The organism is Xanthomonas euroxanthea (assembly GCF_900476395.1).
GTDB lineage: Bacteria > Pseudomonadota > Gammaproteobacteria > Xanthomonadales > Xanthomonadaceae > Xanthomonas > Xanthomonas euroxanthea.
Genome location: NZ_UIHB01000002.1, coordinates 243,972 through 268,931, shown reverse-complemented (window position 1 = coordinate 268,931; position 24,960 = coordinate 243,972). Strand labels below are relative to the sequence as shown.

The window sequence follows — 24,960 nt, the reverse complement described above, 5'->3', positions numbered from 1 at the left end:
CTCGCCACGCGCCGGCAGACCTGGATCACCGACTGCTGCACTGCTTTGCCTCCGCACCCTCACCCCTCTCCCGCCGGAGAGGGGCTGTGATTTCCTATCGCGTGGGAGTTGGAAGCGGCGCGGCAGCATTCGGGCGCAACATGCGCCGGATCCACACGTAGCTGAGCGCAAACGTCAGCGCCATCGACACCGCAATCCACACCAGGAGCTGGCGCAGCATCGGCGGGCCCTGAAAGATGCGCGCGTAGTAGCTGGCATCCAACAGCGCGATCGCATGCGGCAGGAAGACAGTGACGATGGGCGTTGGCACTGGCGCAACCAGCAGCGCCACTGCAGCGGCAAACCCGATCGACCTCCATTGCGCGCGATGTGGGCTTGTCGACGCGCCTTTGCGCAAACGCAGCGCAATCCGCGACGCCATCCATAGCAGCGGTGCGGCCAGGATGGCCCACACCGCCAGCAACATCAGCACCGCCAGCGCGCCCTGCAAGCTCCACATCGTTCACCTCTACGCTAGGACGCGCCCTGCGGCAGGTCGCGACTTAGACCGCGTATGGACGACTCACGGTCGGGATGGCTCGCGGTCAACGGCTCGCAATCACTGACTCAGCGACGCTCGATCACCAGCGGTGCGCAATCACCACCAACGCACATCACCAGCAGCGCACACTTAAAAGCAATACGCACTCACCAGCGCGGCGACTTGGTCAGCGGCGGTGCCTGGTGCTGGCGATCGTAGGCGCGCAGTTCGTCGCGGATATGCGCCACGCGCTGGCGGCCCAGCGCATTGCGGCTGTCGTCCAGCACCACGCCGTCGAGCAGTTCGGCCATGCGCTGCACGGTCGGCAGCATCTTTTCCCAGGCATCCAGCGCGGTCATCGGCGCCGGCAAGGTGAGGAAGAACGCAATCGCCGGGGTCTGCATCTCGCGGATGTTGGCCATGTCGAAGCTGCCGGGCTTGAGGATGCTGGCCATGCTGAAGATCGGCCCGCGCTCCGGATGCCCCTCCACCAAACGGTGGAAGACATTCATGTGACCGAACACCAGCCCGGTCTTCTCCGCAGCGACCACCACATCTTCGCCGCGCAGCACCTGGCCGGCCTTGGCGGCCACGAACAGCGAGACGATCTTGTCGAAATCCTGGTTGGGCCGCTTGCCGACATCGTTGCCGCCGGCCGCATCGGCATCGTCCAGGTTCAGTTCGCTTTGCTCGGCGCCTTCATTGCGCTCGAACGGGTCGCCGTCCACGCCAGGCTCGCTGGAGATCACCGGCTCGCGGCGCTCGCGCGGCTGCCCGTCGTCCTTGTCGACCCGGCGCCCTTGTGGCGATTTTTTCGGGCGACCAAACAGGAAGATGGCCGCGACCAGCAGCAGTCCAGCGATCAGGATCCCGATCCGGATCATGGCCATGTCGGACATTCAGCGTGCCTCCGCATAAGAGTGACAGGTGTCGATATTCCGACAAGCATGGCACGTCATGCCGCACCCGCCAAACGTGCGGCCTCTTCCAGGTCCACGCTGACCAGTCGACTGACGCCCGGCTCACGCATGGTCACGCCCGAGAGCTGGCGCGCAGCCTCCATCGTCGCCTTGTTGTGGCTGACGAACAGGAACTGCACCTTCTCGCTCATTTCCCGCACCATGTTGGCCAGGCGGCCGACATTGGCTTCGTCCAGCGGCGCGTCCACCTCGTCGAGCAGGCAAAACGGCGCGGGATTGAGCTGGAAGATCGCAAACACTAGCGCCACCGCGGTCATCGCCTTCTCGCCACCGGACAGCAGCGAGATGCTGGACACGCGCTTGCCCGGCGGGCGCGCCATGATGGTCACGCCGGTGTCGAGCAGGTCTTCGCCGGTGAGCTCCAGATACGCATGACCACCGCCGAACAGGCGCGGATACAGCGCCTGGACCCCGGAATTGACCCGGTCGAAGGTGTCCTTGAAGCGGCCGCGGGTTTCGCGGTCGATCTTGCGGATCGCCTCTTCCAGCGTCTCCAGTGCGGTGTTGAGATCCAGATTCTGCGCGTCCAGATATTCCGAACGCTGCGCCGCTTCGCCGTACTCCTGGATCGCGGCCAGGTTAACCGGTTCCAGCCGCCGCATGCGGCCGTCGATCTGGCCGACTGCGGCTTCCCACTCGGCCACGTTCGCGGCTTCCGGCAACCCATTGACGACGTCCTCGAGCACGAAGCCGGCTTTCACCACGGCGGCCTCCAATTGCTCTGCGCTGAGCACCAACGCCTGCTGATCGAGCTTGCGCTGGGAGATGCGCTCGCGCTGGGCCAGCGCCTGTTCGTCGCGCTGCTGGCGGGTCTGCTCGTAGCTGCGCAGCTCGCCATCGATGCTCTCCAGCATGGTGCGCGCTTCGCTCAGCACGCGCTCGGTGCGTACACGCTCGCTCAACGCGGCCTGGTGCTCGTGCTCCAGCGTTTCCACCGGCGAATCGCCGTCGCTGAGCTGGGCGACCAGGTCCTCCAGGCGCGTATCGAGCTGGCCGCGCTGGCTGTCCATGCGCTCCAGCGTCTGGCTCAGCGAGGTGATCTGTGTGCGTTGCGATTCCAGCGTCAGTGCCAATGCATGCATCGCATCGCGCACGCCACGTGCGGCATCGCGGGCCTGATCGCGCGCATCGGTGAGCTGACGGCGTTCGTTCTCCAGCGCCTCGCGAGTGCCTTGCAGGTCGCCCATCAGGGTCACCGCGTCTTCGAGCTTGGCGCGTGCCTCGCGTGCCTGCTCGCGGCTGGTGTCCAGTGTTTCCAGCAGCTGCGACAATTCGTTTTCGATGCGTTCGATGCGCGTGCGCGCGGCATCGACCTTGCCCTGCTGACTCTGCAGCTGGCCGGCCAGCTCGGACACGCTGCGGTGCGCCATGTACAACTGGCGCTGCGCATCTTCGCGTTGCTGCTCGGCCGCCAGCAGTTGCTCGCGGAAGCTGCCCAGGCGCTGCTCGAGTTCGGCCTCGCGCTCCTGCAGCGTTTCGATCTGCGCACGCAGCTCCTGAATCTCGCGCTCGCGCAGCAAGGCGCCCTGCTTGGCAGCGCCGGAGCGCGACACCCGCACCCAGCCCTCGCCCAGCCGCTCGCCGCTGCGGGTGATGACCGAATCGCCTTCGGGCAGGCTGCGCTGCAGCGTGCGCGCGGCCTCCAGATCCTCGGCCGCGTGCAGGCGCGCGAGCAGGCGACGGATCGCGATCGGCCCCTGCACCTTGGCCGCCAGCGAGGTCGGCGCGAAGCTCGCGTTGTCGCTGGCACCGGACACCAGCGCGATGCGGCCCTCGCCCAATTCGCCCAGCGCATCGACCAGTTGTTCCGGCGCATCCACCAGCACGCCTTCGATCAACTGCCCCAACGCGCCTTCCACCGCGTTTTCCCAGCCGCTTTCGACTGTGATGCGCTCGCCGACACGTGCGGCAGAATCCAGCCCGCGCGACTTCAGCCACGCCACTGCGGCGCCCTGCTCCTGGCCGAGTGCGGCCTGCTGCAGGGTTTCCAGCGACGACAGCCGACCACGCGCGGCCTGCGCCTGCTTGCGCACGTCGGCCAGTTCGCCCTGGCTGGCGCGCTGTTGTTCCTGCAGCCCGCCGAGCGCGTGCTTGCGCGCTTCGACCTGCTCGGTCAGCCCGTCCAGCGAGGTCTTCTGGGTTTCGTGGCGCAGCTCGATCTGCTCGAACGCCTCGGCCAGCGCATCCAGGTCCAGCCCGGCGCGCTCATTGACCAGCGCTTCGCGGCGACGCTCGGCCTCCAGCGACTGGCGATCGAGATAATCGACGCGCGTGCGCTCCACTTCGCCGGCACGCGAGGCTTCGCCGGTGTCGCGGTTATGGGTTTCCCAGCGCTGCTGCCAGTCGGCCAGACGCGCCTCGGCCTCGCGTAGCGACTCCTGGCGGAATTCGTGGTCCTCGCGCAGCTGTTCCAGTTGCGGTTCGGCAGCGTCCACCGCCTCGCGCAATACCGCCAGCCTGGCCGAATCGCCGCTGATGTGCTGGGTCAGCTCCTGCAACTGGCTCTGCGCCTCGTCGCGCGCCTTGTGCAGGCGATGCGAGAGTTCGCGCTGATGCTGGATCTGCTGCTCGATGCGCGCCAACGCACCACCGACCTGATAGACATCGGCTTGCGCCTTGGCCACCGCTTCGGCGGCTTCCTCGCGACGCGCGCGCCCGGTCTCGATCCGCGCCTCGGCATCGCGCTGTTCGGCGATCAACTGCTGCAGCCGGGTCTCTTCCTGGTTCAACTTCTCGCGCAGGCCCTGCAGCCGCCCATCCAGCCCGCGGTATTCCAGCGCCTTCCACTCGGCGTCCTTGATCCGGCGCTCTTCCTGCAAGGCCTGATACTGCTCGGCCTGGCGCGCCTGGCGCTGCAGATGCGCCAGCTGCTTGGTGATCTCTTCGCGCAGGTCGCCCAGGCGATCGAGATTCTCGCGGGTATGCCGGATGCGCGTTTCGGTTTCCTTGCGGCGCTCCTTGTACTTGGAAATGCCGGCGGCTTCTTCCAGGTACACGCGCAGGTCTTCCGGGCGCGCCTCGATGATCTGGCTGATCATGCCCTGCTCGATGATCGAGTAGCTGCGCGGGCCAAGACCGGTGCCCAGGAACAGGTCGGTGATGTCGCGGCGCCGGCACTTGGTGCCGTTGAGGTAGTAGGCGCTGTTGCCGTCGCGGCTGACCAGGCGCTTGACCGAGATCTCGTTGAACGAGGCGAACTCGCCGCTGATGGTGTGATCGGAATTGTCGAAGATCAGCTCCACCGTCGCCTGCGACACCGGCTTGCGCGCCGAGGAGCCGGAGAAGATCACGTCGGTCAGCGAGTCGCCACGCAGGCGGCTGGCCGAACTTTCGCCCATCACCCAGCGCACCGCGTCGATGATGTTGGACTTGCCGCAGCCATTGGGTCCGACGATGCCGGTCATGTTGGTGGGCAGGTGCAACGTGGTCGGGTCGACGAACGACTTGAAACCGGACAGTTTGATCGTGGACAGGCGCATGGGGCTGAAGGTTCCGGGCACCGCACGGGCGAGGCCGGCAGGCGCTTTTTCCTGTGAAGCCGACACCTAAGCCCTTGATCCACAAGATCTGCAGGCCGTGGAACCGGCAATGGAACACGAGTATAGCGGGCCTGCCATCGTTGGCGCGGCCGCACAAAGACGAAGGGCGCCCAACCAGGCGCCCTTCGGATACAGCGTGCAGCGTGGATCAGGCGTCGGATTCGACGATGACCTTGACCGAGGTTTCCACATCGGCGTGCAGGTGCAGCACAACGTCGTACTCGCCGACATTGCGGAACGCGCCTTCGCCCAGGATCACTTCGCTCTTTTCCAGCGGCAGGCCGGCGGCGGTGAACGCCTCGGCGATGTCACGCGGACCGACCGAGCCGTACAGCTTGCCTTCGGTCGACGCATGCGCGCCGATGGTGACGCTGGCGCCTTCGAACTTGCCGGCGCGGCTCTGGGCATCGGCCAGGATGGTGTTGGCCTTGGCTTCGTAGTCGGCACGCTTGGCTTCAAACGCTTCAACGTTGGCAGCGGTGGCCGGCACGGCCTTGCCCTGCGGCACGAGGAAGTTGCGGCCGTAACCCGGCTTGACGCTGACCTTGTCGCCCAGGCCGCCGAGATTGGTCACTTTCTGCAGAAGAATCAGATCCATGGTGGTGCTCCGTTATTCGTTAGCGCCGGCGCTTTGGCCGACGCAACGTTTGCTGTCCGAAAAGACGGGATTCGGGAATCGGGATTTGGGAATCGCAACAGCACGATCAACACCGCATCTCGAACGACCGGCCTCTATATTTTTAGTAACCCGCACATGGATGTGCGGGCTTTTGTGAGGGACTCACATACAACCGTGCGGGCTCTTGTGAGGGACTCACATCAACGACTCGGATTAAACGTCGTGATTGTCCGTGTACGGGATCAGCGCCAGGAAACGCGAGCGCTTGACGGCCGTGGCCAGCTGACGCTGGTACTTGGACTTGGTGCCGGTCACGCGGCTCGGCACGATCTTGCCGTTCTCGGTGAGGTACTGGCGCAGGGTGTTGAGATCCTTGTAATCGATCTCCTTGACGCCCTCGGCGGTGAATTTGCAGAACTTGCGACGACGGAAGAACTTGGACATGACAGCGCTCCTTAAGCGGCTTCGGCGTTGTCGCCGTCGGTATCGGTGGCGGCAGGTGCAGCATCGCCCTCATCGTCATCACGACGACGACGCTCGCTACGCTCGGGCTTGTCGCCCTTCTCGTCCTTGCTCTTCATGATCAGCGACTGCTCGGTGTCCGGGCCGTCGCGCTTGACGACCAGGTGACGCAGCACCGCATCGTTGAAGCGGAAGCTTTCCACCAGCTCGCTCAGCACGGCCTGGTCGACTTCGATGTTGAGCAGCACGTAGTGCGCCTTCACCAGGTTCTGGATCGGGTAGGCCAGCTGACGACGGCCCCAGTCTTCCAGACGGTGGATGGTGCCGTTACCGCCCTCGATCAGCGACTTGTAGCGCTCGATCATGGCCGGAACCTGCTCGCTCTGATCCGGGTGGACCAGGAACACGACTTCGTAATGACGACTCATGTTGTATTACCTTTCGGATGTGGCCACGTGGGCCGGACAGCTCCCCGGTGAGCCGCGCAAGGCGGCCGGTGGAGCAAGGGTTCCCGCCCGGAACCGGGCAGGAAGCAGGAAAGTATGGCAGTTCAGGCGTTTGCACGCAACCGGCCGCCCAGCGAGGACATTCCAACGCCCCTCTCCCGCCGGGAGGGGGGGGTAAGGGCCCGGGGCGAAGTAGTCGCAGCGTCACTTTTGAAGGCGCGTGGCGACGCGTTTTTCATTCCGGGCACTGGCAGATGCTTGAGGCGCACCCTCATCCGCCCTTCGGGCACCTTCTCCCGAGGGGAGAAGGGACTCCAGTGCCGGTGGGCTCAGCCGGGCTCAGCGATGCTCGGCTTCGGTCGTGAAGCTCTCCCCGCACCCGCACTCGGCGGTCGCATTGGGGTTGCTGAAGGTGAAGGTCTCGCTGAGGCCGTGCTTGCCGAAATCGATGCAGGTGCCATCGACCAGCGGCAGGCTGACCGGGTCGACGAAGATGCGCACCCCCTGCTGCTCGAACACCGCATCGTCGTCGCGCTTCTCGCGCGCCAGGTCGGTGACATGGCCCCAACCCGAGCAACCGGTCTTGGTCACGCCAAAGCGCAGACCCAGCGTCCCCGGGGTCTGCTGCACGAAACGCTGCACGCGCTCCAGCGCGGCGGGGGTGAGGCTGATGGCCATGGGAGATGCTCCGAAAACGATGGTGAAACACTGGTGGCAAGTATAGCGAGGCTGCAATGACCGGGGCTGCACCCGCTGATACGACGTGTTCCCCAGATGGGGCCATGCCCCGCCGTCGACAAGCGCGACCACCGGCAAGCCGTTCAGATGCTCGCGCCAGCGCGCCCGCAGCCAGTAAACTCGCAGACCATTCAAAGTCGCTACGGCGAGGACAAGTCATGACGGTGGTCAGCGTTGAACATGCGCTTGCGGGAAAACTCCCGGAAGGCGGCGAAGTCACGGTACGGGGGTGGGTGCGCACGCTGCGCGGATCTGCCGGACTGGCCTTCATCAACGTGACCGATGGCTCGTGCTTTGCCCCGATCCAGGTGGTGGCCAACGACACCCTGCCCAACTTCGACGAGATCAAGCGCCTGACCAGCGGCTGCTCGCTGATCGCCAAGGGCGTGCTGGTGAAGTCGCAGGGCAAGGGCCAGTCGTTCGAGATCCAGGCCACCGGCGTGGAGATCGTCGGCTGGGTCGAGGACCCGCTGACCTACCCGATCCAGCCCAAGCCGATGTCGCCGGAGTTCCTGCGCGAAGTGGCGCACCTGCGCCCGCGCACCAACCTGTTCGGCGCGGTCACCCGCATCCGCAACTGCCTGGCGCAAGCGGTGCACCGCTTCTTCCACCAGAACGGCTTCAACTGGATCAGCACCCCGATCATCACCACCTCCGACGCCGAAGGCGCCGGGCAGATGTTCCGCGTCTCCACGCTGGACATGGTGAACCTGCCGCGCGATGCCAGCGGTGCGGTGGATTTCAGCCGCGACTTCTTCGGCAAGGAAACCTTCCTGACCGTGTCCGGCCAGCTCAACGTGGAGGCGTACTGCCTGGCGCTGAGCAAGGTCTACACCTTCGGCCCGACCTTCCGCGCCGAGAACAGCCATACCACGCGCCATCTGGCCGAATTCTGGATGATCGAGCCGGAAATCGCCTTCGCCGACCTGGCCGAAGACGCGCGCCTGGCCGAACAGTTCCTCAAGTACCTGTTCCGCGCCGTCCTGGACGAACGTGGCGACGATCTGGCCTTCCTGGCCGAGCGCGTGGACAAGAACGCCATCAGCAAGCTGGAAGCCTTCATCAATGCGCCGTTCGAGCAGATCGACTACACCGAGGCGGTGAGGCTGCTGCAGAACTCTGGCAAGAAGTTCGACTTCCCGGTCGAATGGGGCCTGGACCTGCAGACCGAGCACGAGCGCTGGCTGACCGAAGAACATATCGGCCGCCCGGTGGTGGTGACCAACTACCCCGAGCACATCAAGGCCTTCTACATGCGCCTGAACGACGACGGCAAGACCGTCGCGGCGATGGACGTGCTGGCGCCGGGCATCGGCGAGATCATCGGCGGCAGCCAGCGCGAAGAGCGTCTGGACGTGCTGGATGCGCGCATGGCGCAATTTGGCCTGGATCAGGAGCACTACGGCTGGTACCGCGATTTCCGTCGCTACGGCTCGGTGCCGCATGCCGGCTTCGGCTTGGGCTTCGAGCGCCTGGTGGTCTACGTGTGCGGGCTGAGCAATATCCGCGACGCCATCCCCTACCCGCGCGCACCCGGCAGCGCCGAGTTCTGACCGTGCGCCTGCTGGCTGCCGCCGCCCCGCACCCGCAATCGCCGGCCTTGGCGCCGGCCTTGCCAAGCCTCGGCATGGCCGGCGTGTGCGGCGTCCGGCCAGCCGAGCCGGCAGCCACGCCTCCGGTTCCAGGTGCGTGGCGGCAGGGTGACACGGCACGCCAGGCCCTCCTCCAGGCCAGGCGTCCGTTGGGGTGGACCATCGCTGCGCCGGTGGCTGGCGCAGTACTTCTGCAACGCGTACTGAGGCCGGCGGGCACATGACCCTGTTCTTCGCACTGTGTTTTGTCGGCGTCGCCGTCGCCGGGCTCACCGCCTTGCTGATCTTCTGGCCACTGACGCTGGTGCACCTGCGCGACCGTCATCCCGAGGCGCTGGCCAGCTTCGGCGATCCGGCCTTCATCAGCCCTGCGGCACTGCGCTGGTTGCTGACACGGCGCTACCGCAGCCACCGCGACAATGCGCTGTCCGGTCTGGCCACACCCGCCTGGCTGTCGCTGCTGACCATCTTCTTCGGCCTGGGCATGGCGGCCCTGCTCGGCCTGCTTTCCAAGGTAATGCCATGAATACATCGCAAGACACCGCACAGGACCACCACGATTCGTGGTGGCTGGCCACGATCGGCCGCACGCTGATCTGGGCGCGCCTGCGCGTCAAGCAGGCCGGTACCGCCGAAGTCCTGGACAGCGACGGCAAGATCCTGCCCTACGACAGCGAAGACAGCGCCCGTGCGGCCTTGTTCGATGCCGAATTCGTCGCGCTCGACGGGCTGGACGAGGAAGACGCGCTGATGCGTGGCTTCTCGCTCGACGAGGTGTCGCCGCCGCGCGGCGACGACGATGCCGACCTGCGCGAACGCATGGTGCTGACCCTGGGCGGTCGCGCCTGACATGTACGCCCCGCGCGCGTTCGCGCAGACCGATCTGGCACTGCTGGACTGGCTGATCGCGCGCGACCCGTTCGTCACCCTGATCAGCGGTGGCGAGGACGGGCAGCCGGCGATCTCGCATCTGCCGGTGCTGTACCGACGCCAGGCGCAGGCAGTGGTCATCGAAGGCCACTGGGCGCGCCCCAATCCGCAGGCACGCAGCCCCGGCGATGCGGTAATCGTGGTGCAGGGCCCGCACGCCTATGTGTCGCCGAGCTGGTATCCGGACAAGGAAGCGGCCGCACGCGTGCCGACCTGGAACTACGCCGTGGCGCATCTGCATGGACGCTGCGAGCAGGTCAGCGATGAGGCGGCGCTGGGCGACCTGATCGGCCGCATGAGCGCGCACTTCGAACAGCGCGCCGGCAGCGACTGGCTGTTCGAGATGGAACGCGACAGCCACCGCCGCCAGTTGCGCGGCCTGATCGGCTTCCGCTTCGTTCCCAGCCGCATCGAGCTGACCTTCAAGCTCAGCCAGAATCATCCGGCCGGTAATGTCGCTGCCGTGAGCGATGCATTGCAGCAACAGGCGTCCGCCGACTCCCGCGAGCTGGCGGCGCTGATGCGCGATGTCCTGCAGGTACGCGATGGCGCAGCATGAGCGGTGCCGTACAGCATCGATTTGCGCATCACTGCCTTTCGCTCATCTGTCGATCACACACTGCCCTTCGTCCTCTGGAATACTGCCCCCATGAACGAGCTCAACCATTTGCTTGAAAACAACCGTGCCTGGTCCGAGCGCATCCGTCGCGAGGACCCGGAATTCTTCTCCAAGCTGTCCACCCAGCAGACGCCCGAGTATCTGTGGATCGGCTGCTCGGACTCGCGCGTGCCGGCCAACCAGATCATCGACATGGCGCCGGGCGAGGTGTTCGTCCATCGCAACATCGCCAACGTGGTCGTGCACACCGATCTGAACTGCCTGTCGGTGATCCAGTTCGCCGTCGACGTGCTCAAGGTCAAGCACATCCTGGTGGTCGGCCATTACGGCTGCGGCGGCGTGTTTGCCAGCCTGACCCAGAAGCGCATGGGCCTGGTCGACAACTGGATCCGCCACGTCACCGATGTGGCCGACAAGCACGAGGCCTGCCTGCACGATGCGGGCGACCTGCCGGTCCAGCACGCGCGCCTGTGCGAGCTCAACGTGCTCGAACAGGTGGTCAATGTCTGCCGCACCACCATCGTGCGCGATGCCTGGGAGCGCGGCCAGGCACTGCAGGTGCATGGCTGGGTCTACAGCCTGCGCGACGGACGTGCGCACGACCTGGGCATGTCGATCGACCGCCCCGAACTGCTGCAGGAACGCTACGACGCGGCGCTGGCACAGATCCAGGCCGATCACGCCGAACGCTGAGCCGCACCCGCACGCCATCCCGCCGCGGCGCCCATCGGCGCCGTCGGTTGGCTATGCTGGACGTCTTCTTTGCCGAGGAACGTCGATGCTGGTCCCGCCGATCAACCTGCAAGCCTGGATCGAGCAACACCGCCACCTGCTCAAGCCGCCGGTGGGCAATAAATGCATCCAGCAGGACGGCTTCATCATCATGATCGTCGGCGGGCCGAATGCGCGCACCGACTATCACTACGACGAAGGCCCGGAGTGGTTCTTCCAGCTCGAAGGCGAGATGGTGCTGAAGGTGCAGGATGACGGCGTGGCACGCGACATCCCGATCCGCGCCGGCGAGATCTTCCTGCTGCCGCCCAAGGTGCCGCATTCGCCGCAGCGTACGGCCGGCTCGATCGGCCTGGTGATCGAACGCGAGCGCCTCCCCGACGAGCAGGACGGCCTGCAGTGGTATTGCCCGCAGTGCAATCACAAGCTGTACGAGGCGATGTTTCCGCTGCAGGACATCGAAACCGATTTTCCGCCGGTGTTCGATCATTTCTACCGCTCGCTCGCGCTGCGCACCTGCACCCGCTGCGGACACCTGCATCCTGCGCCGGAGCGCTATGCCATTGTCCAGGCATGAGCGGGCCATGGCGTATGGCACGGCCGGGCACGTCTTGCGCAGGTCTTCGGAGGCGCGTTCGCTCGATGGCCGCGCGTGTGCGTCACGTCGGCAGCGTGATGCCGCGCAATTGCAATGACGGCGCAACTGCCCGCAACGTGCTGCGTTTCAACCGCGTGCACGCGCCGCAGCCACGCTGCGTATACGCGCTGAACCCCATGCCATGCTGCGCACGCTGATCGACCTCAAACCGCGCGACGTGCCGCTGCGCGTCGCGCTGCGCAACACCGCCGCGGTGGTGCTGCCGCTGGCGGTCGGCGTGGCCACCGGGCATGTCGCCGCCGGCCTGGCCGTGTGTACCGGCGCGCTCAACACCATGTTCACCGACCAGCCCGGCCCGTATCGCGCGCGCCTGCAACGCATGCTGATGGCCGCGCTGGCTGCCGGCCTGGCCGCGTTGCTCGGCATCTGGGTCGGCCACAACACGCCGGCCCTGGTGATCGCCGGGCTGCTGCTCGGCCTTGGCGGCGGCTTGCTGGTGGCGCTCGGCCCGGTGGCGGCGCGTGTAGGGCTGACCAGCATGATCCTGCTGGTGGTCAGCGCCGACATGCGCTTGCCGGTGCAGCAGGCAGCAGGTGTGGCGGCATTGATCTTTGCTGGCGGCCTGCTCCAGGTGGTGCTGGCGTTGGCCGCCTGGCCGCTGCAACGCTATCGCCCGGAGCGCTTCGCGCTGGCCGACCTGATGCGTCAACTGGCCGGCATCGCACGCCAGCGTCCGGAAGCCAGCGCCCCGCCGCCGGCCACCCAGGAAGTGCTCGATGCGATGGTGATGCTGCACGGCGAGCATCGCTCGCGCGCGATCGCCGTGCAGAGCTTCCGCATCATTGCCGAGCTGTGCGAGCGCGTGCGGCTGGAGCTGCTGTCATTGGCCGATGCCGACACCCGCCTGACCGAGTCGCAGGCGCGCCCGGCGATCGAGCGCGTGCTCGAACGCAGCGCCATCGTGCTGGAACAGCTCGCGCATGCGATGACGGTAGGCGAAGACCCGCTCGCCGCCAGTGCCTCGATGACCGGCTTCGACGATCTGGTCGCCGCGCTGGCGCAGTTCCAGCACGACAACGCCGACACCCGCGAGCGCCGGCTGGTGCGGGTGGCGGTAGCACGCGCGCAAGGCCTGGGCGGCCAGCTGCGCGCGCTGATCCGCAACGCGCATTGGGCCAGCAGCCGCGGCGAAATCCAGGCGCAGCTGGCCGAAGCGCGCCTGCCGGCGGCACTCAGGCCCGCCGCGACCTGGGCCACGCTGCGCGCGAACCTGGATCTGTCATCGGTGGCCTTCCGGCATGCCTTGCGCTGCGGCGTGTGCCTGGCGCTGGCAATCGCCTTCCAGCGCTGGCAGCAGATCCCGCACGGCTTCTGGATTCCGATGACCACCGCGATCGTGCTCAAGCCGGATTTCGGCGGCACCTTCAGCTTCGGTGCCCTGCGCGTGGCCGGCACCTTCGTCGGCCTGCTGGTGGCGACCTTGCTGGCGCATCTGGCAATGGATGGCGCGAGCGTCCGCCTGGCGTTGCTGGCGCTGTTCTGCCTGGGCTTCCGCCTGCTGACGCAGGTGAACTACGGCATCGGCGTGGCGTTCCTGACCGGCATGCTGGTGCTGCTGCTGTCCTTCGAGGGCGTGGCACCGGGCGAGGCCATCGGTGCGCGCCTGCAGGCGACGGTGGCCGGCAGCGCCTGGGCGCTGATCGCCTATGCGCTGTGGCCCACGCGCGAACGCCGGCACATCCGCGCCTCGCTGGCGCAGCTGCTCAGCGCGTATCGCGATCATCTGCGCAATCTGTTGCTCGGCAGGATGGAGGATCTGGGCGACACCCGCGCTGCCGCACGCGTGGCGCGCACCAATGCGCAGGCCTCGATCGAACGCCTGCGCGGCGAGCCGCGCAGCCGGCGCAATCTGCACGAGCTCAAACTCGCCGAGTCGTTGCTGGCCAACGGCAACCGGCTGATCCGCGCCACCTTGTCGCTGGAGGCGGTGCTGCGCGACGGCCATCCCCTGCCTGCGCTGGACGCGCTGGCGGCATTCGCGCAACAGGCCGACCAGGCGCTGTCCGAGCTGATCGCCTGCCTGCTCGACGGCGGCATTCCGGCCGCGGCCACCTTGCGCAGCGCCGAGCGCCAGTTGTCCGATGCACTGGCGGCCCTGCCCGACGGCTCGCCGGCCACCGCCGCACTGGCCGACACCATCGACCGCATCACCGACAGCATCGGCACGTTGACGCATCTGCTGCGCCCTGCCCGGCCAGCCGCGACCACCGCCGCGCCCGACGTACCGGCCGCGCATGACGGCGCACAGGGTGCCGGCGGGTAAACTGCGCCACTGACCTGCGTTGCGAGCCGTGATCATGACCGACCTGCTGTCCCGCGCCCATGCCGTTGCACTGGACGCCGCCGACCCGCTGCGCCAGCTGCGCGATGACTTCATCTTCCCGCAGCATGCCGGCCAGGATCAGACCTATTTCGTCGGCAACTCGCTGGGCCTGCAGCCACGCGCCGCACGCGCGATGGTGGCCGAGGTGCTCGACCAGTGGGGTGCGCTCGCGGTGGAGGGCCACTTCACCGGTCCCACCCAGTGGCTGACCTATCACCAGCTGGTGCGCGATGGTCTGGCCCGGGTAGTCGGCGCGCTGCCCGGTGAAGTGGTGGCGATGAACACGCTGAGCGTCAACCTGCACCTGATGATGGCCAGCTTCTACCGCCCCACGCCCGAGCGCGGCGCGATCCTGATCGAAGCCGGCGCGTTTCCGTCCGACCGCCATGCGGTGGAATCGCAACTGCGCCTGCATGGGCTGGATCCGGCCACGCAGCTGATCGAAGTGCAAGCCGACCAACCCAACGGCACGCTGTCGATGGCGGCCATTGCCGATGCCATCGCCCGGCATGGTCCGCGGCTGGCGCTGGTGCTGTGGCCCGGCATCCAGTACCGCACCGGCCAGGCCTTCGACCTGGGCGAAATCGTGCGGCTGGCACGCGCACAGGGCGCGGCAGTGGGTTTCGATCTGGCACATGCGGTCGGCAATATCGCGCTGACGCTGCACGACGACGGCGTGGATTTCGCGGTCTGGTGCCACTACAAATATCTCAATGCCGGCCCCGGCGCGGTGGGTGGCTGTTTCGTGCACGAACGCCATGCCAACAGCGACCTGCCGCGTATGGCCGGCTGGTGGGGACACGAGCAGCAGACCCGGTTCCGCATGGATCCGCAGTTCGTGCCCTCGCCTGGGGCCGAAGGCTGGCAGCTGAGCAATCCGCCGGTGCTGGCGCTGGCGCCGCTGCGTGCCTCGCTGGAATTGTTCGACCAGGCCGGCATGGCGGCGCTGCGCGCCAAGTCCGAACAACTCACCGAGCATCTGGAACAGCTGATCCACGCCCGTGTGCCGCAGGTGCTGCAGATCGTCACCCCGGCCGAGCCGGCGCAGCGTGGCTGCCAGCTGTCGTTGCGGGTGGCCGGCGGCCGCGCGCAGGGGCGCTCGCTGTTCGAGTCCCTGCAGTCGGTGGGCGTGCTCGGCGACTGGCGCGAACCGGACGTGATCCGCATCGCACCGGTGCCGCTGTACAACCGCTTCTGCGACCTGCACCAGTTGGTCGAGCACGTGGAATCCTGGGCCGCCGCCTGAGCACATACGGCACAGACTGTGCCAGCGAACACGGCTGCGCGTGAGCCGGAATCGGCACCCGCGCACGTACACTCCGAACCCGCACCTGGCCGACCGCAGCAGGTGCCGCTGCCAGCCACTCTCCTTCCTCCCTCTTGGCCGGCACTCGCGTCCGGCCGCTGCCGGATACCGCATTGAGCGCAGTCTCTCCCCGTTCCCTGACCCTGATCGGCGCTGGCCTGGCCGGTTGCCTGCTGGCCATCCTGTTGTCGCGTCGCGGCTGGCAGGTCACCGTCTACGAGCGCCGCGGCGACCCGCGCATCAAGGGCTACGAGTCCGGCCGCTCGATCAACCTGGCGCTGGCCGAACGCGGCCGCCATGCGCTGCGCCAGGCCGGCGCCGACGACGCGGTGATGGCCAAGGCGGTGATGATGCGCGGGCGCATGGTGCACCCGCTGCACGGGCAGCCGCAGCTGCAGCGCTATGGCCGCGACGACAGCGAAGTGATCTGGTCGATCCACCGCGCCGCGTTGAATGTCGCGCTGCTGGATCTGGCCGAACAGGCCGGCGCACGCGTGCACTTCTACCGCCGCCTGCATACGGTGGACTTCGACGCCGGCTATGCGCGCTTCATCGACGACCGCGACGACCAGCCGCACGAAATCCATTTCCAGAGCCTGATCGGCAGCGATGGCGCCGGCTCGGCATTGCGCGCAGCGATGCAGCGCAAATCGCCGCTGGGCGAGCGCACCGAATTCCTCGATCACTCCTACAAGGAGCTGGAAATTCCACCGTTGCCCGGCGGCGGGTTCCGCATCGAAGGCAACGCGCTGCACATCTGGCCGCGCGGGCGCTACATGTGCATCGCGCTGCCCAACGACGGCGGCACCTTCACCGTCACGCTGTTTCTGCCAAACGCCGGCGAGCCCAGCTTTGCCACCACCCGCAACGGCGACGAAGCGCTGGCCTTGTTCGCGCGTGATTTCCCCGATGCGCTGCCGCTGATCCCGCAGCTCAAGGAACATTGGGAAGAACATCCGCCTGGCCTGCTCGGCACCCTGACGCTGGACCGCTGGCATCTGGGCGGCCGCGCATTGCTGATCGGCGACGCCGCGCACGCGATGGTGCCGTTCCACGGCCAGGGCATGAATTGCGCGTTCGAAGATTGCGTGGCGCTGGCAGAGCAGCTGGACGCGCACCACGATCTGGAAACTGCGTTTGCCGCCTTCCAGGCTGCACGCCGTGAGGATGCCGCGGCGATCCAGCAGATGGCGCTGGAAAACTATCTGGAGATGCGCGACCGCGTCGACGATCCCGACTTCCTGCTGCAGCGCGCGCTCGAACAGCAACTGCAGGCACGCTGGCCCACCCGTTTCGTGCCGCATTACACAATGGTGACCTTCCTGCGCACGCGCTACTCGATCGCCCTGGCGCGCAGCGAGATCCAGCGCGAGATCCTGGTCGAGGCCACGCGCGGGCACAGCGACCTGTCGCGCATCGACTGGGCGGCACTGGAAGCGGTCGTGCATGCGCGCCTGCAACCGCTGGAAGGCGCGCACTGATCAAGCTGCACAGGCCGGCGTCAGCGGGCCGGCGCGCGGATAAGAGATACTAGGCAGCACTGGCGGCGCCCTCCGCAGCGCGCCGCGGATCTGGATTTGATACGGCATGCCTGACAGCTTTCTCTTCTACGACCTGGAAACCTTCGGCCAGGATCCGCGCCGCACGCGCATCGCGCAGTTCGCCGCGGTGCGCACCGATGCGCAGCTGCGCGTGATCGAGGAACCGATCAGCTTCTACGTGCAGCCGGCCGACGACCTGCTGCCCTCCCCGTACGCGACCATGGTCACCGGCATCACCCCGCAGCACGCGCTGCGCGAAGGGGTGAGCGAGGCCGAAGCGTTCGCGCGCATCTCCGAGCAGATGAGCCGGCCGCAGACCTGCACACTGGGCTACAACTCGATCCGCTTCGACGACGAGTTCGTGCGCTGCGGGCTGTTCCGCAACTTCTACGACCCGTACGAGCGCGAGTGGCGCGGCGGCAATTCGCGCTGGGACCTGCTCGACGTGTTGCGGCTGGTGCATGCGCTGCGCCCGGACGGCATCGTCTGGCCGCAGCGCGAAGACGGCGCCACTTCGTTCAAGCTCGAACACCTGGCCGATGCCAACGCAGTGCGCGAAGGCGACGCGCACGAGGCGCTGTCGGACGTGTACGCCACCATCGGCATGGCGCGCAGGTTCCAGCAGCATCAACCCAAGTTGTGGGACTACGCGCTGCGCCTGCGCGACAAGCGCTTTGCGGCGACGCTGCTGGACGTCATCGCGATGCAGCCGGTGCTGCATATCTCGCAGCGCTATCCCGCCTCGCGCATGTGCGCCGCCGCGGTGCTGCCGTTGACGCGCCATCCGCGCATCGACAGCCGCGTGATCGTGTTCGATCTGGATGGCGACCCTGAAGTGCTGTTGCGCCTGAGCCCGGACGAGATCGCCGACCGGCTGTATATCCGCGCCGCCGACCTGCCCGAAGGCGAGCAGCGCATCCCGCTCAAGGAAGTGCACTTGAACAAGTCGCCGGCGCTGGTGGCCTGGCAGCATCTGCGCGCAGCAGATTTCCAGCGCCTGGGCATCGACCACGACGCGGTGATGGCCAAGGCTGCACGCCTGCGCGAGCTCGGCCCTGAGCTGGCCGAAAAAGTGCGCCAGGTGTACGGCAACGAGCGCGCTGCGGCGCCGGCGGTCAACGATGCCGATGCCTCGCTCTACGACGGCTTCCTGGCCGAAGGCGACAAGCGCCTGCTGGCGCAGGTGCGCGCCAGTGCGCCGGCCGAGCTGGGCGCGCTGGAATCGCGCTTTCGCGATCCGCGCCTGGTCGAGTTGCTGTTTCGCTACCGCGCGCGCAACTGGCCGCAGACCTTGTCGTTCGACGAGCAGGAACGCTGGAACGTCTACCGCCGCCAACGCCTGCTCGAGGACCGTGGCCTGGGCGAGGTCACGCTCGACCAGTTCCATGCGCAGATCGCGGATTTACGGCTTGCTCACCCGGACGATGCTACCAAGCAGTCCCTGCTCGACCAGCTCGCCGCCTGGGGTTTGGACCTCCAACGCACGCTATGACCACCTATTTTTCCGATGCCAGCTTCAAGTTCCTGCGCGCCCTGGCGCGCCACAACGACAAGACCTGGTTCAACGATCACCGGCATCAGTACGAGGCGCATGTGCGCCAGCCGTTCCTGCAGCTCATCACCGACCTGCAGCCCGCGCTGGCACAGGTCAGCGAGCACTATCGCTCCGACCCCAAGACCCAGGGCGGCTCGCTGTTTCGTATCTACCGCGATGCGCGTTTTTCCAACGACAAATCGCCGTACAAGAACTGGCAAGGCGCGCGCCTGTTCCATGAGCGCCGCCGCCAGGTACCGGCGCCGTCGTTCTATATCCATCTGCAGCCGGGCGAGAGCTTCGTGGGTGCGGGGTTGTGGCATCCGGAGCCGGACACCCAGCGCAAGCTGCGCCAGTTCATCTTCGACAATCCCGCCAACTGGAAAGCGGCCGCCTACGAGCCAAAACTACGCCGCAAGTTCGCGTTGGACGACAGCGAGAAACTGGTGCGTGCGCCGCGCGGCTTTCCCAACGATTTCGAGTTCATCGACGACCTGAAGCATCGCAACTGGGCGTACCTGCGTCCACTCGACGATGCCATCATGACCGGCCCGCGCCTGCGCCAGACCATCGAGGCGGACCTGGTGGTGCTGGCGCCGTTCGTCGATTACCTGTGCGCCGCGCTGGATCTGGAATTCTGATGCATCGCACGGCGCCGACGGCAATCGACGCTGCGCAGGCAACCGGCGGACCGCGGCGATTTCTCGCTGCGCGGCGCCATGCCTCGATGCGCCTGGTGCAGACAACAGCAATGGACTGCATGCCATGAAGAAGCGCTGGTTGCTGCTGCCTGTGCTGGCCGCGTTGCTGCTGGCCAGCTATGTGGTTGCGGGCCCGTATCTGGCCATTCGCGGCATCAGCGAGGCAGTCGCCAGTCGCGACGCCGCACAGCTGGAACGTCATGTGGACTTCCCCAGCCTGCGGGTCAACCTCAAGGCGCAGCTGGACGATTACCTGATCCGCCAGGCCGGCAGCCGCATGCAATCCAGCCTGCTGGGCGGATTCGCCCTGCAGCTTGCCAGCGGCATCAGCGGCGCCGGCGTGGACACGCTGGTGACGCCGCTGGGCATCGGCGCGTTGCTGCAAGGCCACAGCGTGTGGAATCGCGTCACCGGCACCACCGTCAGCCCGGACACCTATGCGGCGCCGGCACCTGCGCGTCCGCTGCAAGGCGCGCAGCAGCGCTTCGAGTCCACCCGCCGCTTCACCGCCACCACCCGCACCGCAGCCGGAGCGCCGGTGGTGTTCGTGCTGACCCGGCAAGGCCTGCGCTGGCGGTTGACCGATATCCGCTTGCCGCTGGCAGAGGCGGAAGCGGAACATCCGCTGACCCCATAAGCGCGCGCCTGCGAGCGATGTTGGGCTTGTCGCATTTGCAAGCGGACGACGGGCGCCGGACAGCGGCTCAGGAAAACCGCCAGGCCCGCTCCATCCACGCCGCCTGCAGCCGCAACATCGACGGCCGCAGCTGCCGGCGTGCCGACCACGGCAGCGCCGCCAACGCCTGCTCCGCAGTGCCCGGCGTGCGCTTGCCGTTCCAGGCGTACAGCAGCTGGTTGCGCGGGTCCGGCTCGGGCAACAGCAGCACCCGTCCCTCGAACACCTCGCGCAGCGCGGCCAGATGCCCGGCCAGCGGCACCTGGAACAGGTTCAGGGCCAGCACACCGCTCGGCGTCAGCGCAGCGCGGCAGTCGGCGTAGAACCCGGGCGTGCACAACGCCGACGGAATGCCATCGGCATCGTAGGCATCCAGCAGCAGCAGGTCGTAGCGCCCGGCACGCGTGCCGATCCACTGCGCACCATCGCCGTGCGTGACCTCCAGCCGCGCATCGTCGCGTGGCACGCCGAACGCATCGCGCAGGGCCAGCACCTGCGCATCGGCGTCCACCGCTTCGATGCGCGTGCTGCGCAGATAGCGGTGACAGAACTTGGCCTGCGCGCCGCCGCCGAAGCCGATCAGGCCGACGCGCTCGGGGCGCGGCTGCAACCACAGCGCCGCGAGCATGCCGCGCGTGTACGGCAGCATCAGCCGGTACGGCGCCCAACGCGACATGCGCGTCTGGACGGTGTCGTCGGCAAAATACAGCTCCAGTTGCCGCCAGCTGGAGCGCAGCGCGGCGCGTCCAGACGGCCTCGGTGCCTCGCTCACTCGCTCACCTGCCCGGCGGATCGTTGGCCACGCCATGCGGCACGTGGCCGGCCGCCACATGCTGGTGTTGGCGCGCACTGTCGATGTTGTGCTGCGAATCGTCGAAAAAGATATCCGCGCCGAACGCCTCCAGGAACGGCCCCTTGTGGCGCCCGCCGAGGAACAGCGCCTCGTCCAGGCGCACGCCCCATTCGCGCAGGGTGCGGATCACCCGCTCGTGCGCCGGCGCCGAACGCGCGGTGACCAGCGCGGTGCGGATGGGCGAGGCCTCGCCGGGCGGGAATGCCGCCTGCAGCGCATGTAGCGCCGACAGGAAATTGCGGAACGGCCCGACCGACAACGGCTCGCGCGCACGTTCGCGCTCGTGGCGCCCGAACGCCTCCACGCCCTGCTCGCGCGAGATGCGTTCGCTCTCGTCGCCGAAGATCACCGCATCGCCGTCGAAGGCGATACGCAATTGGGTGGACAGGCGGCTTTCGTCGTTGTGCACGATCGCCGCGGCGGCCTCGGCGCGTTCGCCCGGCGCACGCGGCATGATGGTCGCCGCCGCGATGCCATGGGTGAGTGCGCGGCGTACCGATTCCGGATTGGCCGACAGGAACAGATCGGTGCCGAACGGCTTCACGTACGGCCAGGTCGGCTGGCCCGAGGTGAAGGTCGCCCGCACGATGCCCAGGTTGTAGTGCTGGATCGAATTGAAGATGCGCAGCCCGGTATCGGCGGAATTGCGCGACAGCAGGATCACCTCGACACGCGGGGTTTCCTCGGGCACATCGTAGTTGAGCGCCAGCAGCTTGCGCACCACCGGAAAGGCGACACCCGGCTCCAGGATGTCATCCTCGTGCTCGCGCTGGAACGCCGAATACGCCTCCACGCCATCGGCCTCGAACAGCGCATGGCCTTCTTCGAGATCGAACAGCGCGCGCGAGGTCACCGCGACGGTCAGGAGCCTGGGGGAGTTGTCAGCCATTTGGGTGCCGGGAATGGGGAATCGGGATTGGGGAATGGGTTGGAGCAACAACGAAGTTTCTGGGGTTTGCGATGGTTACTTGCACTGCATCGTACCTTGGCCACGCGCAGGCTCGGCTGCACGCCACGCTGCTGCCGTTGCCAATCCCGAATCCCCAATGCCCAATCCCCGCGCCTCAGACCGCAAACTGTTCGCTGAAGATGCGCTCTTCCAGATTGTGTTCGGGATCGAACAACAGCGTGACCTGGCGTTGGGTGGATTCGCGGATGGTCACTTCGACCACATCGCGGATCTCGTGCGAGTCGGCGGTGACGCTGACCGGGCGCTTGTACGGGTCCAGCACGCGGAAACGCACTTCGGTATCGGCCTTGAGGATGGCGCCGCGCCAGCGGCGCGGCCGATACGGGGCGATCGGCGTCAACGCCAGCGTGTGCGAGCCCAGCGGCAGGATCGGCCCATGCGCGGAATAGTTGTAGGCGGTGCTGCCGGCCGGTGTGGCGACCATGACCCCGTCGCCGATCAACTCGGCGATGCGGGTCTGGCCATTGAGATCCACGCTCAGGTGCGCGGCCTGGCGGGTCTGCCGCAGCAGCGAGACCTCGTTGTAGGCCAGCGACACCGTGCTGGCACCGGACTCGGTCTGCACCTGCATTTCCAGCGGGCGCAGATGCGCCGGTTCGGCCCGTTGCAGACGTGCGAGCAGGTCGTCCTCGTCGTCGCGGTACTGGTTCATCAAGAACCCGACCGAGCCCAGCTTCATGCCGAACACCGGCTTGCTGGCAGCGCCATGCCGGTGCAGGGTCTGCAGCATGAAGCCGTCCCCGCCCAGGGCGCAGACGATGTCGGCGGTGTCCAGCGCATGATCGCCATAGCGCTGCACAAGACGCGTGCGCGCGGTCACCGCCGGCTCGGCGTGACTGGCAACAAAGGCAATCCGTGGTGGTGCGGTCATCGTTGACTCCAAAGCATGCGAATCAGCATACCGCAGCGCTGTGGTCGGCTTGTTGGCTGCCCGCCCCGCCCTGGCCTGCACGGCTACAGCTGCGCCACCACGCGCCGTTGGCATGGCGCACCGCAGCCAGCCGGGCGCCGGCGACAGCGGGCGCGCAATGCCTGCACTGGCCGGTCAGACGCGACCGGGCCGCGGCATCAGGCGGTCAATCGCCAGGCACGGTGGATGCGCGCATGCCGCTCGAAATCCGGGTCGATGGTGCGCGGGCTGATTTCCTCGCACTGCGCAAACTCGGCCACCAGTTCCTCGTCCAGCTTGAAGCGACGGAAGTTGTTGGAGAAGTACAGCACCCCACCCGGCGCCAGCCGCGCCATCGCCGCACGCAGCAGCCGCACGTGCTCGCGCTGGATGTCGAAGTCCTCGGCGCGTGCGGAGTTGGAGAAGGTCGGCGGGTCGCAGAAGATCACGTCGAAATGCGCGCGCTCGGCTTCCAGCCAGGCCAGCGCGTCGGCCTGCACCAGCGTGTGCTTGCTGCCGGCCTGGCCGTTCAGGGCCAGGTTGTCGGCGCACCACTGCAGATAGGTGCCGGACAGATCCACGCTGGTGGTCGAGCTTGCCCCGGCCACCGCCGCTTCCACGCTGGCCACGCCGGTGTAGCAGAACAGGTTGAGGAAACGCCGCCCCTTCGATTGCATGGCCATGGTGCCACGCAACGGGCGATGGTCCAGGAACAGGCCGGTATCCAGGTAGTCGAACAGATTCACCCGCAGCAAGGCGCCATGCTCGCGCACGTTGATGAATTCGTTGCGCTGCTCGAAGCGGCCGTACTTGCTGCCACCCTTGCCACGCTCACGCGATTTGAGCGCCACGCGTTCGCCCGGCACCTCGAACACCTCGCGTGCGGCGGCCAGCAGCTCGCCCAGACGGCGGCGCACGTCGGCTTCGGGAATCGTCGCCGGCGCGGCGTATTCCTGCACATGCAAAAACACGCGGCGATCGCCATCGGCCTGCTGGTACACGTCGATGGCGGCGGAATATTCCGGCAGATCGGCGTCGTAGGCGCGGAAGCATTCGATGCCTTCGCGTGCGCGCCACTTCTTGAACTTCTGCAGATTCTTGCGCAGGCGGTTGGCGACCATCTGCGCGCCTTCGCTGAGCGCGGTCGGCGCCGCCAGCGGGGTGCGCCGCGGCACCGCGATCGGGTCGCAGACGATCAACGCGCATTCGATCGCGCCATTGAACAGCTGGTATTTCTTGCCCGCGCGCAGGCCGGTGGCATACGCCAGCTCGGCGTTGCCGCACAGCAGGCTGGCCCGCCATTGCGGCACGGCGCGCTGCAAGGTGTCGCCCAGGCGGCGATACAGCGCCGCATCGGCAGCCAGGCGTTCGTCGTAAGGCGGATTGCACACCACCACGCCGGTGGCCTGCGGCGGGGTCTGCAGATCGCCCACCTCGCGCACGCCGAACCAGATCGCCTCGGCCACACCGGCCACTTGCGCATTCTCCTTCGCGGCGCGGATCGCATGCGGGTCCATGTCGCTGCCGTGGATCACCTGCCTGAGTGCGGCGCGGCCGCGACTGTCGCGCTCGCGCGCTTCGCCCACCAGCTGCTGCCAGCCCTCGCGGTCGAAGCCGCGCCAGCGGCTGGGGATAGCGCTGCCATAGCGCTGCAGGCCGGGCGCCACGTCGGCGGCCATCAGCGCGCCTTCGATCAGCAAGGTGCCGCTACCGCACATCGGATCCAACAGGCCGCCGCCATCGGCGTAGGCGCGCGGCCAACCGGCGCGCAGCAACACCGCCGCGGCCAGATTCTCCTTGAGCGGTGCATCGTTCTGCGCCATGCGCCAACCGCGCCGATGCAGCGGGCCGCCGCCCAGATCCACCGAAATGGTGGCGCGGCCCTTGCGCAGCGACAGGTTCAAACGCAGATCCGGGCTGCCCACATCCACCGACGGGCGCTCCAGGCCCTGCCGGCGCATGGTGTCGACCACCGCGTCCTTGACGCGCTGCGCCGCGTAGCGGGCGTGCGTGATCGCGGTACCGGAGACATGCGCGTCCACCGACAGCGTGTGGCCGACGGACAGGTGCTCGTCCCATGGCAATTCGGCCACCCCGGCATACAGTGCGTCCTCGTCTGGGCAATCGAACTCGCTCAGCGGCCACAGCACCCGGCTGGCCAGCCGCGACCACAGCACGGCGCGCTGCGCATCGCGCAGCTCGCCCTCGACGTTGACGCCGGAGATGGTGGCGGTGGCCTTGCTGGCACCGAGCGACAGCAGCTCGTCGGCAAGCAGGTATTCCAGGCCCTTGGCACAGGATGCAAAGAATTTCACGTAGGCAGGTATCGATG

23 protein-coding genes are annotated in these 24,960 nt (G+C 67.2%); 12 read left to right on the top strand and 11 right to left on the bottom strand.

The annotated features are described in order from the left end of the window. Positions 1 to 94: 94 nt before the first annotated feature. From CPBF1521_RS08285 to CPBF1521_RS08255, 7 genes are all read right to left on the bottom strand, one after another. The gene (locus CPBF1521_RS08285) at positions 95 to 499 is read right to left on the bottom strand and encodes a hypothetical protein (RefSeq protein WP_115676687.1); all 405 of its coding nucleotides are present in this window, start codon (positions 497 to 499) and stop codon (positions 95 to 97) included. 188 nt (positions 500 to 687) lie between these two features. After that, positions 688 to 1,419: a cell division protein ZipA gene (gene zipA, locus CPBF1521_RS08280; protein ID WP_024939850.1), complete on the bottom strand. Its 732-nt coding sequence runs from the start codon at positions 1,417 to 1,419 to the stop codon at positions 688 to 690. 56 nt (positions 1,420 to 1,475) lie between these two features. Next, positions 1,476 to 4,979: a chromosome segregation protein SMC gene (gene smc, locus CPBF1521_RS08275; protein WP_054592266.1), complete on the bottom strand. Its 3,504-nt coding sequence runs from the start codon at positions 4,977 to 4,979 to the stop codon at positions 1,476 to 1,478. A gap of 208 nt (positions 4,980 to 5,187) precedes the next feature. After that, complete coding sequence (rplI, locus tag CPBF1521_RS08270; protein WP_016904199.1) at positions 5,188 to 5,637, bottom strand: 50S ribosomal protein L9; 450 nt, start codon at positions 5,635 to 5,637, stop codon at positions 5,188 to 5,190. A gap of 234 nt (positions 5,638 to 5,871) precedes the next feature. Next, positions 5,872 to 6,102 (bottom strand): 30S ribosomal protein S18, encoded by a 231-nt coding sequence (gene rpsR, locus CPBF1521_RS08265; protein ID WP_005991243.1) that lies wholly within the window; start codon positions 6,100 to 6,102, stop codon positions 5,872 to 5,874. A gap of 11 nt (positions 6,103 to 6,113) precedes the next feature. Next, on the bottom strand, positions 6,114 to 6,548 hold the full coding sequence (gene rpsF, locus CPBF1521_RS08260; protein ID WP_006451585.1) for a 30S ribosomal protein S6: 435 nt from the start codon (positions 6,546 to 6,548) through the stop codon (positions 6,114 to 6,116). A 357-nt stretch (positions 6,549 to 6,905) separates the two neighbouring features. Beyond that, entirely contained in the window at positions 6,906 to 7,244 is a 339-nt protein-coding gene (locus tag CPBF1521_RS08255; protein WP_104582807.1) for a HesB/IscA family protein, read from the bottom strand. A gap of 218 nt (positions 7,245 to 7,462) precedes the next feature. On the opposite strand from CPBF1521_RS08255, the gene asnS reads away from it, so the two are divergent. From asnS to CPBF1521_RS08190, 12 genes are all read left to right on the top strand, one after another. Continuing rightward, entirely contained in the window at positions 7,463 to 8,857 is a 1,395-nt protein-coding gene (gene asnS, locus CPBF1521_RS08250) for an asparagine--tRNA ligase (RefSeq protein WP_115676686.1), read from the top strand. A gap of 259 nt (positions 8,858 to 9,116) precedes the next feature. Beyond that, positions 9,117 to 9,422, top strand: coding sequence for a hypothetical protein (locus CPBF1521_RS08240; protein ID WP_104582804.1), 306 nt, complete (start codon positions 9,117 to 9,119; stop codon positions 9,420 to 9,422). Next, positions 9,419 to 9,745 (top strand): hypothetical protein, encoded by a 327-nt coding sequence (locus CPBF1521_RS08235; RefSeq protein WP_104582803.1) that lies wholly within the window; start codon positions 9,419 to 9,421, stop codon positions 9,743 to 9,745. Before CPBF1521_RS08240 ends, CPBF1521_RS08235 begins: the two co-directional genes overlap by 4 nt. Before the next feature lies 1 nt (position 9,746). After that, entirely contained in the window at positions 9,747 to 10,385 is a 639-nt protein-coding gene (locus CPBF1521_RS08230; RefSeq protein ID WP_115676685.1) for an FMN-binding negative transcriptional regulator, read from the top strand. 90 nt (positions 10,386 to 10,475) lie between these two features. Beyond that, positions 10,476 to 11,138, top strand: a complete 663-nt coding sequence (can, locus tag CPBF1521_RS08225) for a carbonate dehydratase (RefSeq protein WP_104648440.1) — start codon at positions 10,476 to 10,478, stop codon at positions 11,136 to 11,138. 85 nt (positions 11,139 to 11,223) lie between these two features. Next, positions 11,224 to 11,754, top strand: coding sequence for a 3-hydroxyanthranilate 3,4-dioxygenase (locus CPBF1521_RS08220; RefSeq protein WP_115676684.1), 531 nt, complete (start codon positions 11,224 to 11,226; stop codon positions 11,752 to 11,754). Between the two features lie 202 nt (positions 11,755 to 11,956). After that, positions 11,957 to 14,098, top strand: a complete 2,142-nt coding sequence (locus tag CPBF1521_RS08215) for an FUSC family protein (protein WP_115676683.1) — start codon at positions 11,957 to 11,959, stop codon at positions 14,096 to 14,098. 34 nt (positions 14,099 to 14,132) lie between these two features. Beyond that, entirely contained in the window at positions 14,133 to 15,404 is a 1,272-nt protein-coding gene (gene kynU / locus CPBF1521_RS08210) for a kynureninase (protein WP_115676682.1), read from the top strand. Positions 15,405 to 15,577: 173 nt separating this feature from the next. Then, positions 15,578 to 16,945 carry an FAD-dependent oxidoreductase gene (locus tag CPBF1521_RS08205; RefSeq protein WP_115677069.1) on the top strand — a complete coding sequence of 456 codons (1,368 nt, stop codon included), beginning with the start codon at positions 15,578 to 15,580 and terminating at the stop codon, positions 16,943 to 16,945. A gap of 106 nt (positions 16,946 to 17,051) precedes the next feature. Beyond that, positions 17,052 to 18,497, top strand: a complete 1,446-nt coding sequence (gene sbcB, locus CPBF1521_RS08200) for an exodeoxyribonuclease I (protein WP_115676681.1) — start codon at positions 17,052 to 17,054, stop codon at positions 18,495 to 18,497. Next, entirely contained in the window at positions 18,494 to 19,180 is a 687-nt protein-coding gene (locus tag CPBF1521_RS08195) for a DUF2461 domain-containing protein (protein WP_115676680.1), read from the top strand. The genes sbcB and CPBF1521_RS08195 overlap by 4 nt, the downstream gene beginning before the upstream one ends. 124 nt (positions 19,181 to 19,304) lie before the next feature. Further along, the gene (locus tag CPBF1521_RS08190; protein ID WP_115676679.1) at positions 19,305 to 19,877 is read left to right on the top strand and encodes a DUF2939 domain-containing protein; all 573 of its coding nucleotides are present in this window, start codon (positions 19,305 to 19,307) and stop codon (positions 19,875 to 19,877) included. Positions 19,878 to 19,944: 67 nt separating this feature from the next. On the opposite strand, the gene CPBF1521_RS08185 is transcribed toward CPBF1521_RS08190, so the two are convergent. The 4 genes from CPBF1521_RS08185 to rlmKL all read right to left on the bottom strand — a co-directional run bounded on the left by CPBF1521_RS08185 (position 19,945) and on the right by rlmKL (position 24,943). After that, the gene (locus CPBF1521_RS08185) at positions 19,945 to 20,724 is read right to left on the bottom strand and encodes a spermine/spermidine synthase domain-containing protein (RefSeq protein WP_370659372.1); all 780 of its coding nucleotides are present in this window, start codon (positions 20,722 to 20,724) and stop codon (positions 19,945 to 19,947) included. Next, positions 20,693 to 21,658 (bottom strand): 5'-nucleotidase, encoded by a 966-nt coding sequence (locus tag CPBF1521_RS08180; protein WP_115676677.1) that lies wholly within the window; start codon positions 21,656 to 21,658, stop codon positions 20,693 to 20,695. The genes CPBF1521_RS08185 and CPBF1521_RS08180 overlap by 32 nt, the downstream gene beginning before the upstream one ends. Positions 21,659 to 21,833: 175 nt before the next feature. Next, positions 21,834 to 22,610 carry an NAD kinase gene (locus tag CPBF1521_RS08175; RefSeq protein ID WP_115676676.1) on the bottom strand — a complete coding sequence of 259 codons (777 nt, stop codon included), beginning with the start codon at positions 22,608 to 22,610 and terminating at the stop codon, positions 21,834 to 21,836. 197 nt (positions 22,611 to 22,807) lie between these two features. Next, positions 22,808 to 24,943 carry a bifunctional 23S rRNA (guanine(2069)-N(7))-methyltransferase RlmK/23S rRNA (guanine(2445)-N(2))-methyltransferase RlmL gene (rlmKL, locus tag CPBF1521_RS08170; RefSeq protein ID WP_115676675.1) on the bottom strand — a complete coding sequence of 712 codons (2,136 nt, stop codon included), beginning with the start codon at positions 24,941 to 24,943 and terminating at the stop codon, positions 22,808 to 22,810. Between the last annotated feature and the right edge of the window lie 17 nt (positions 24,944 to 24,960).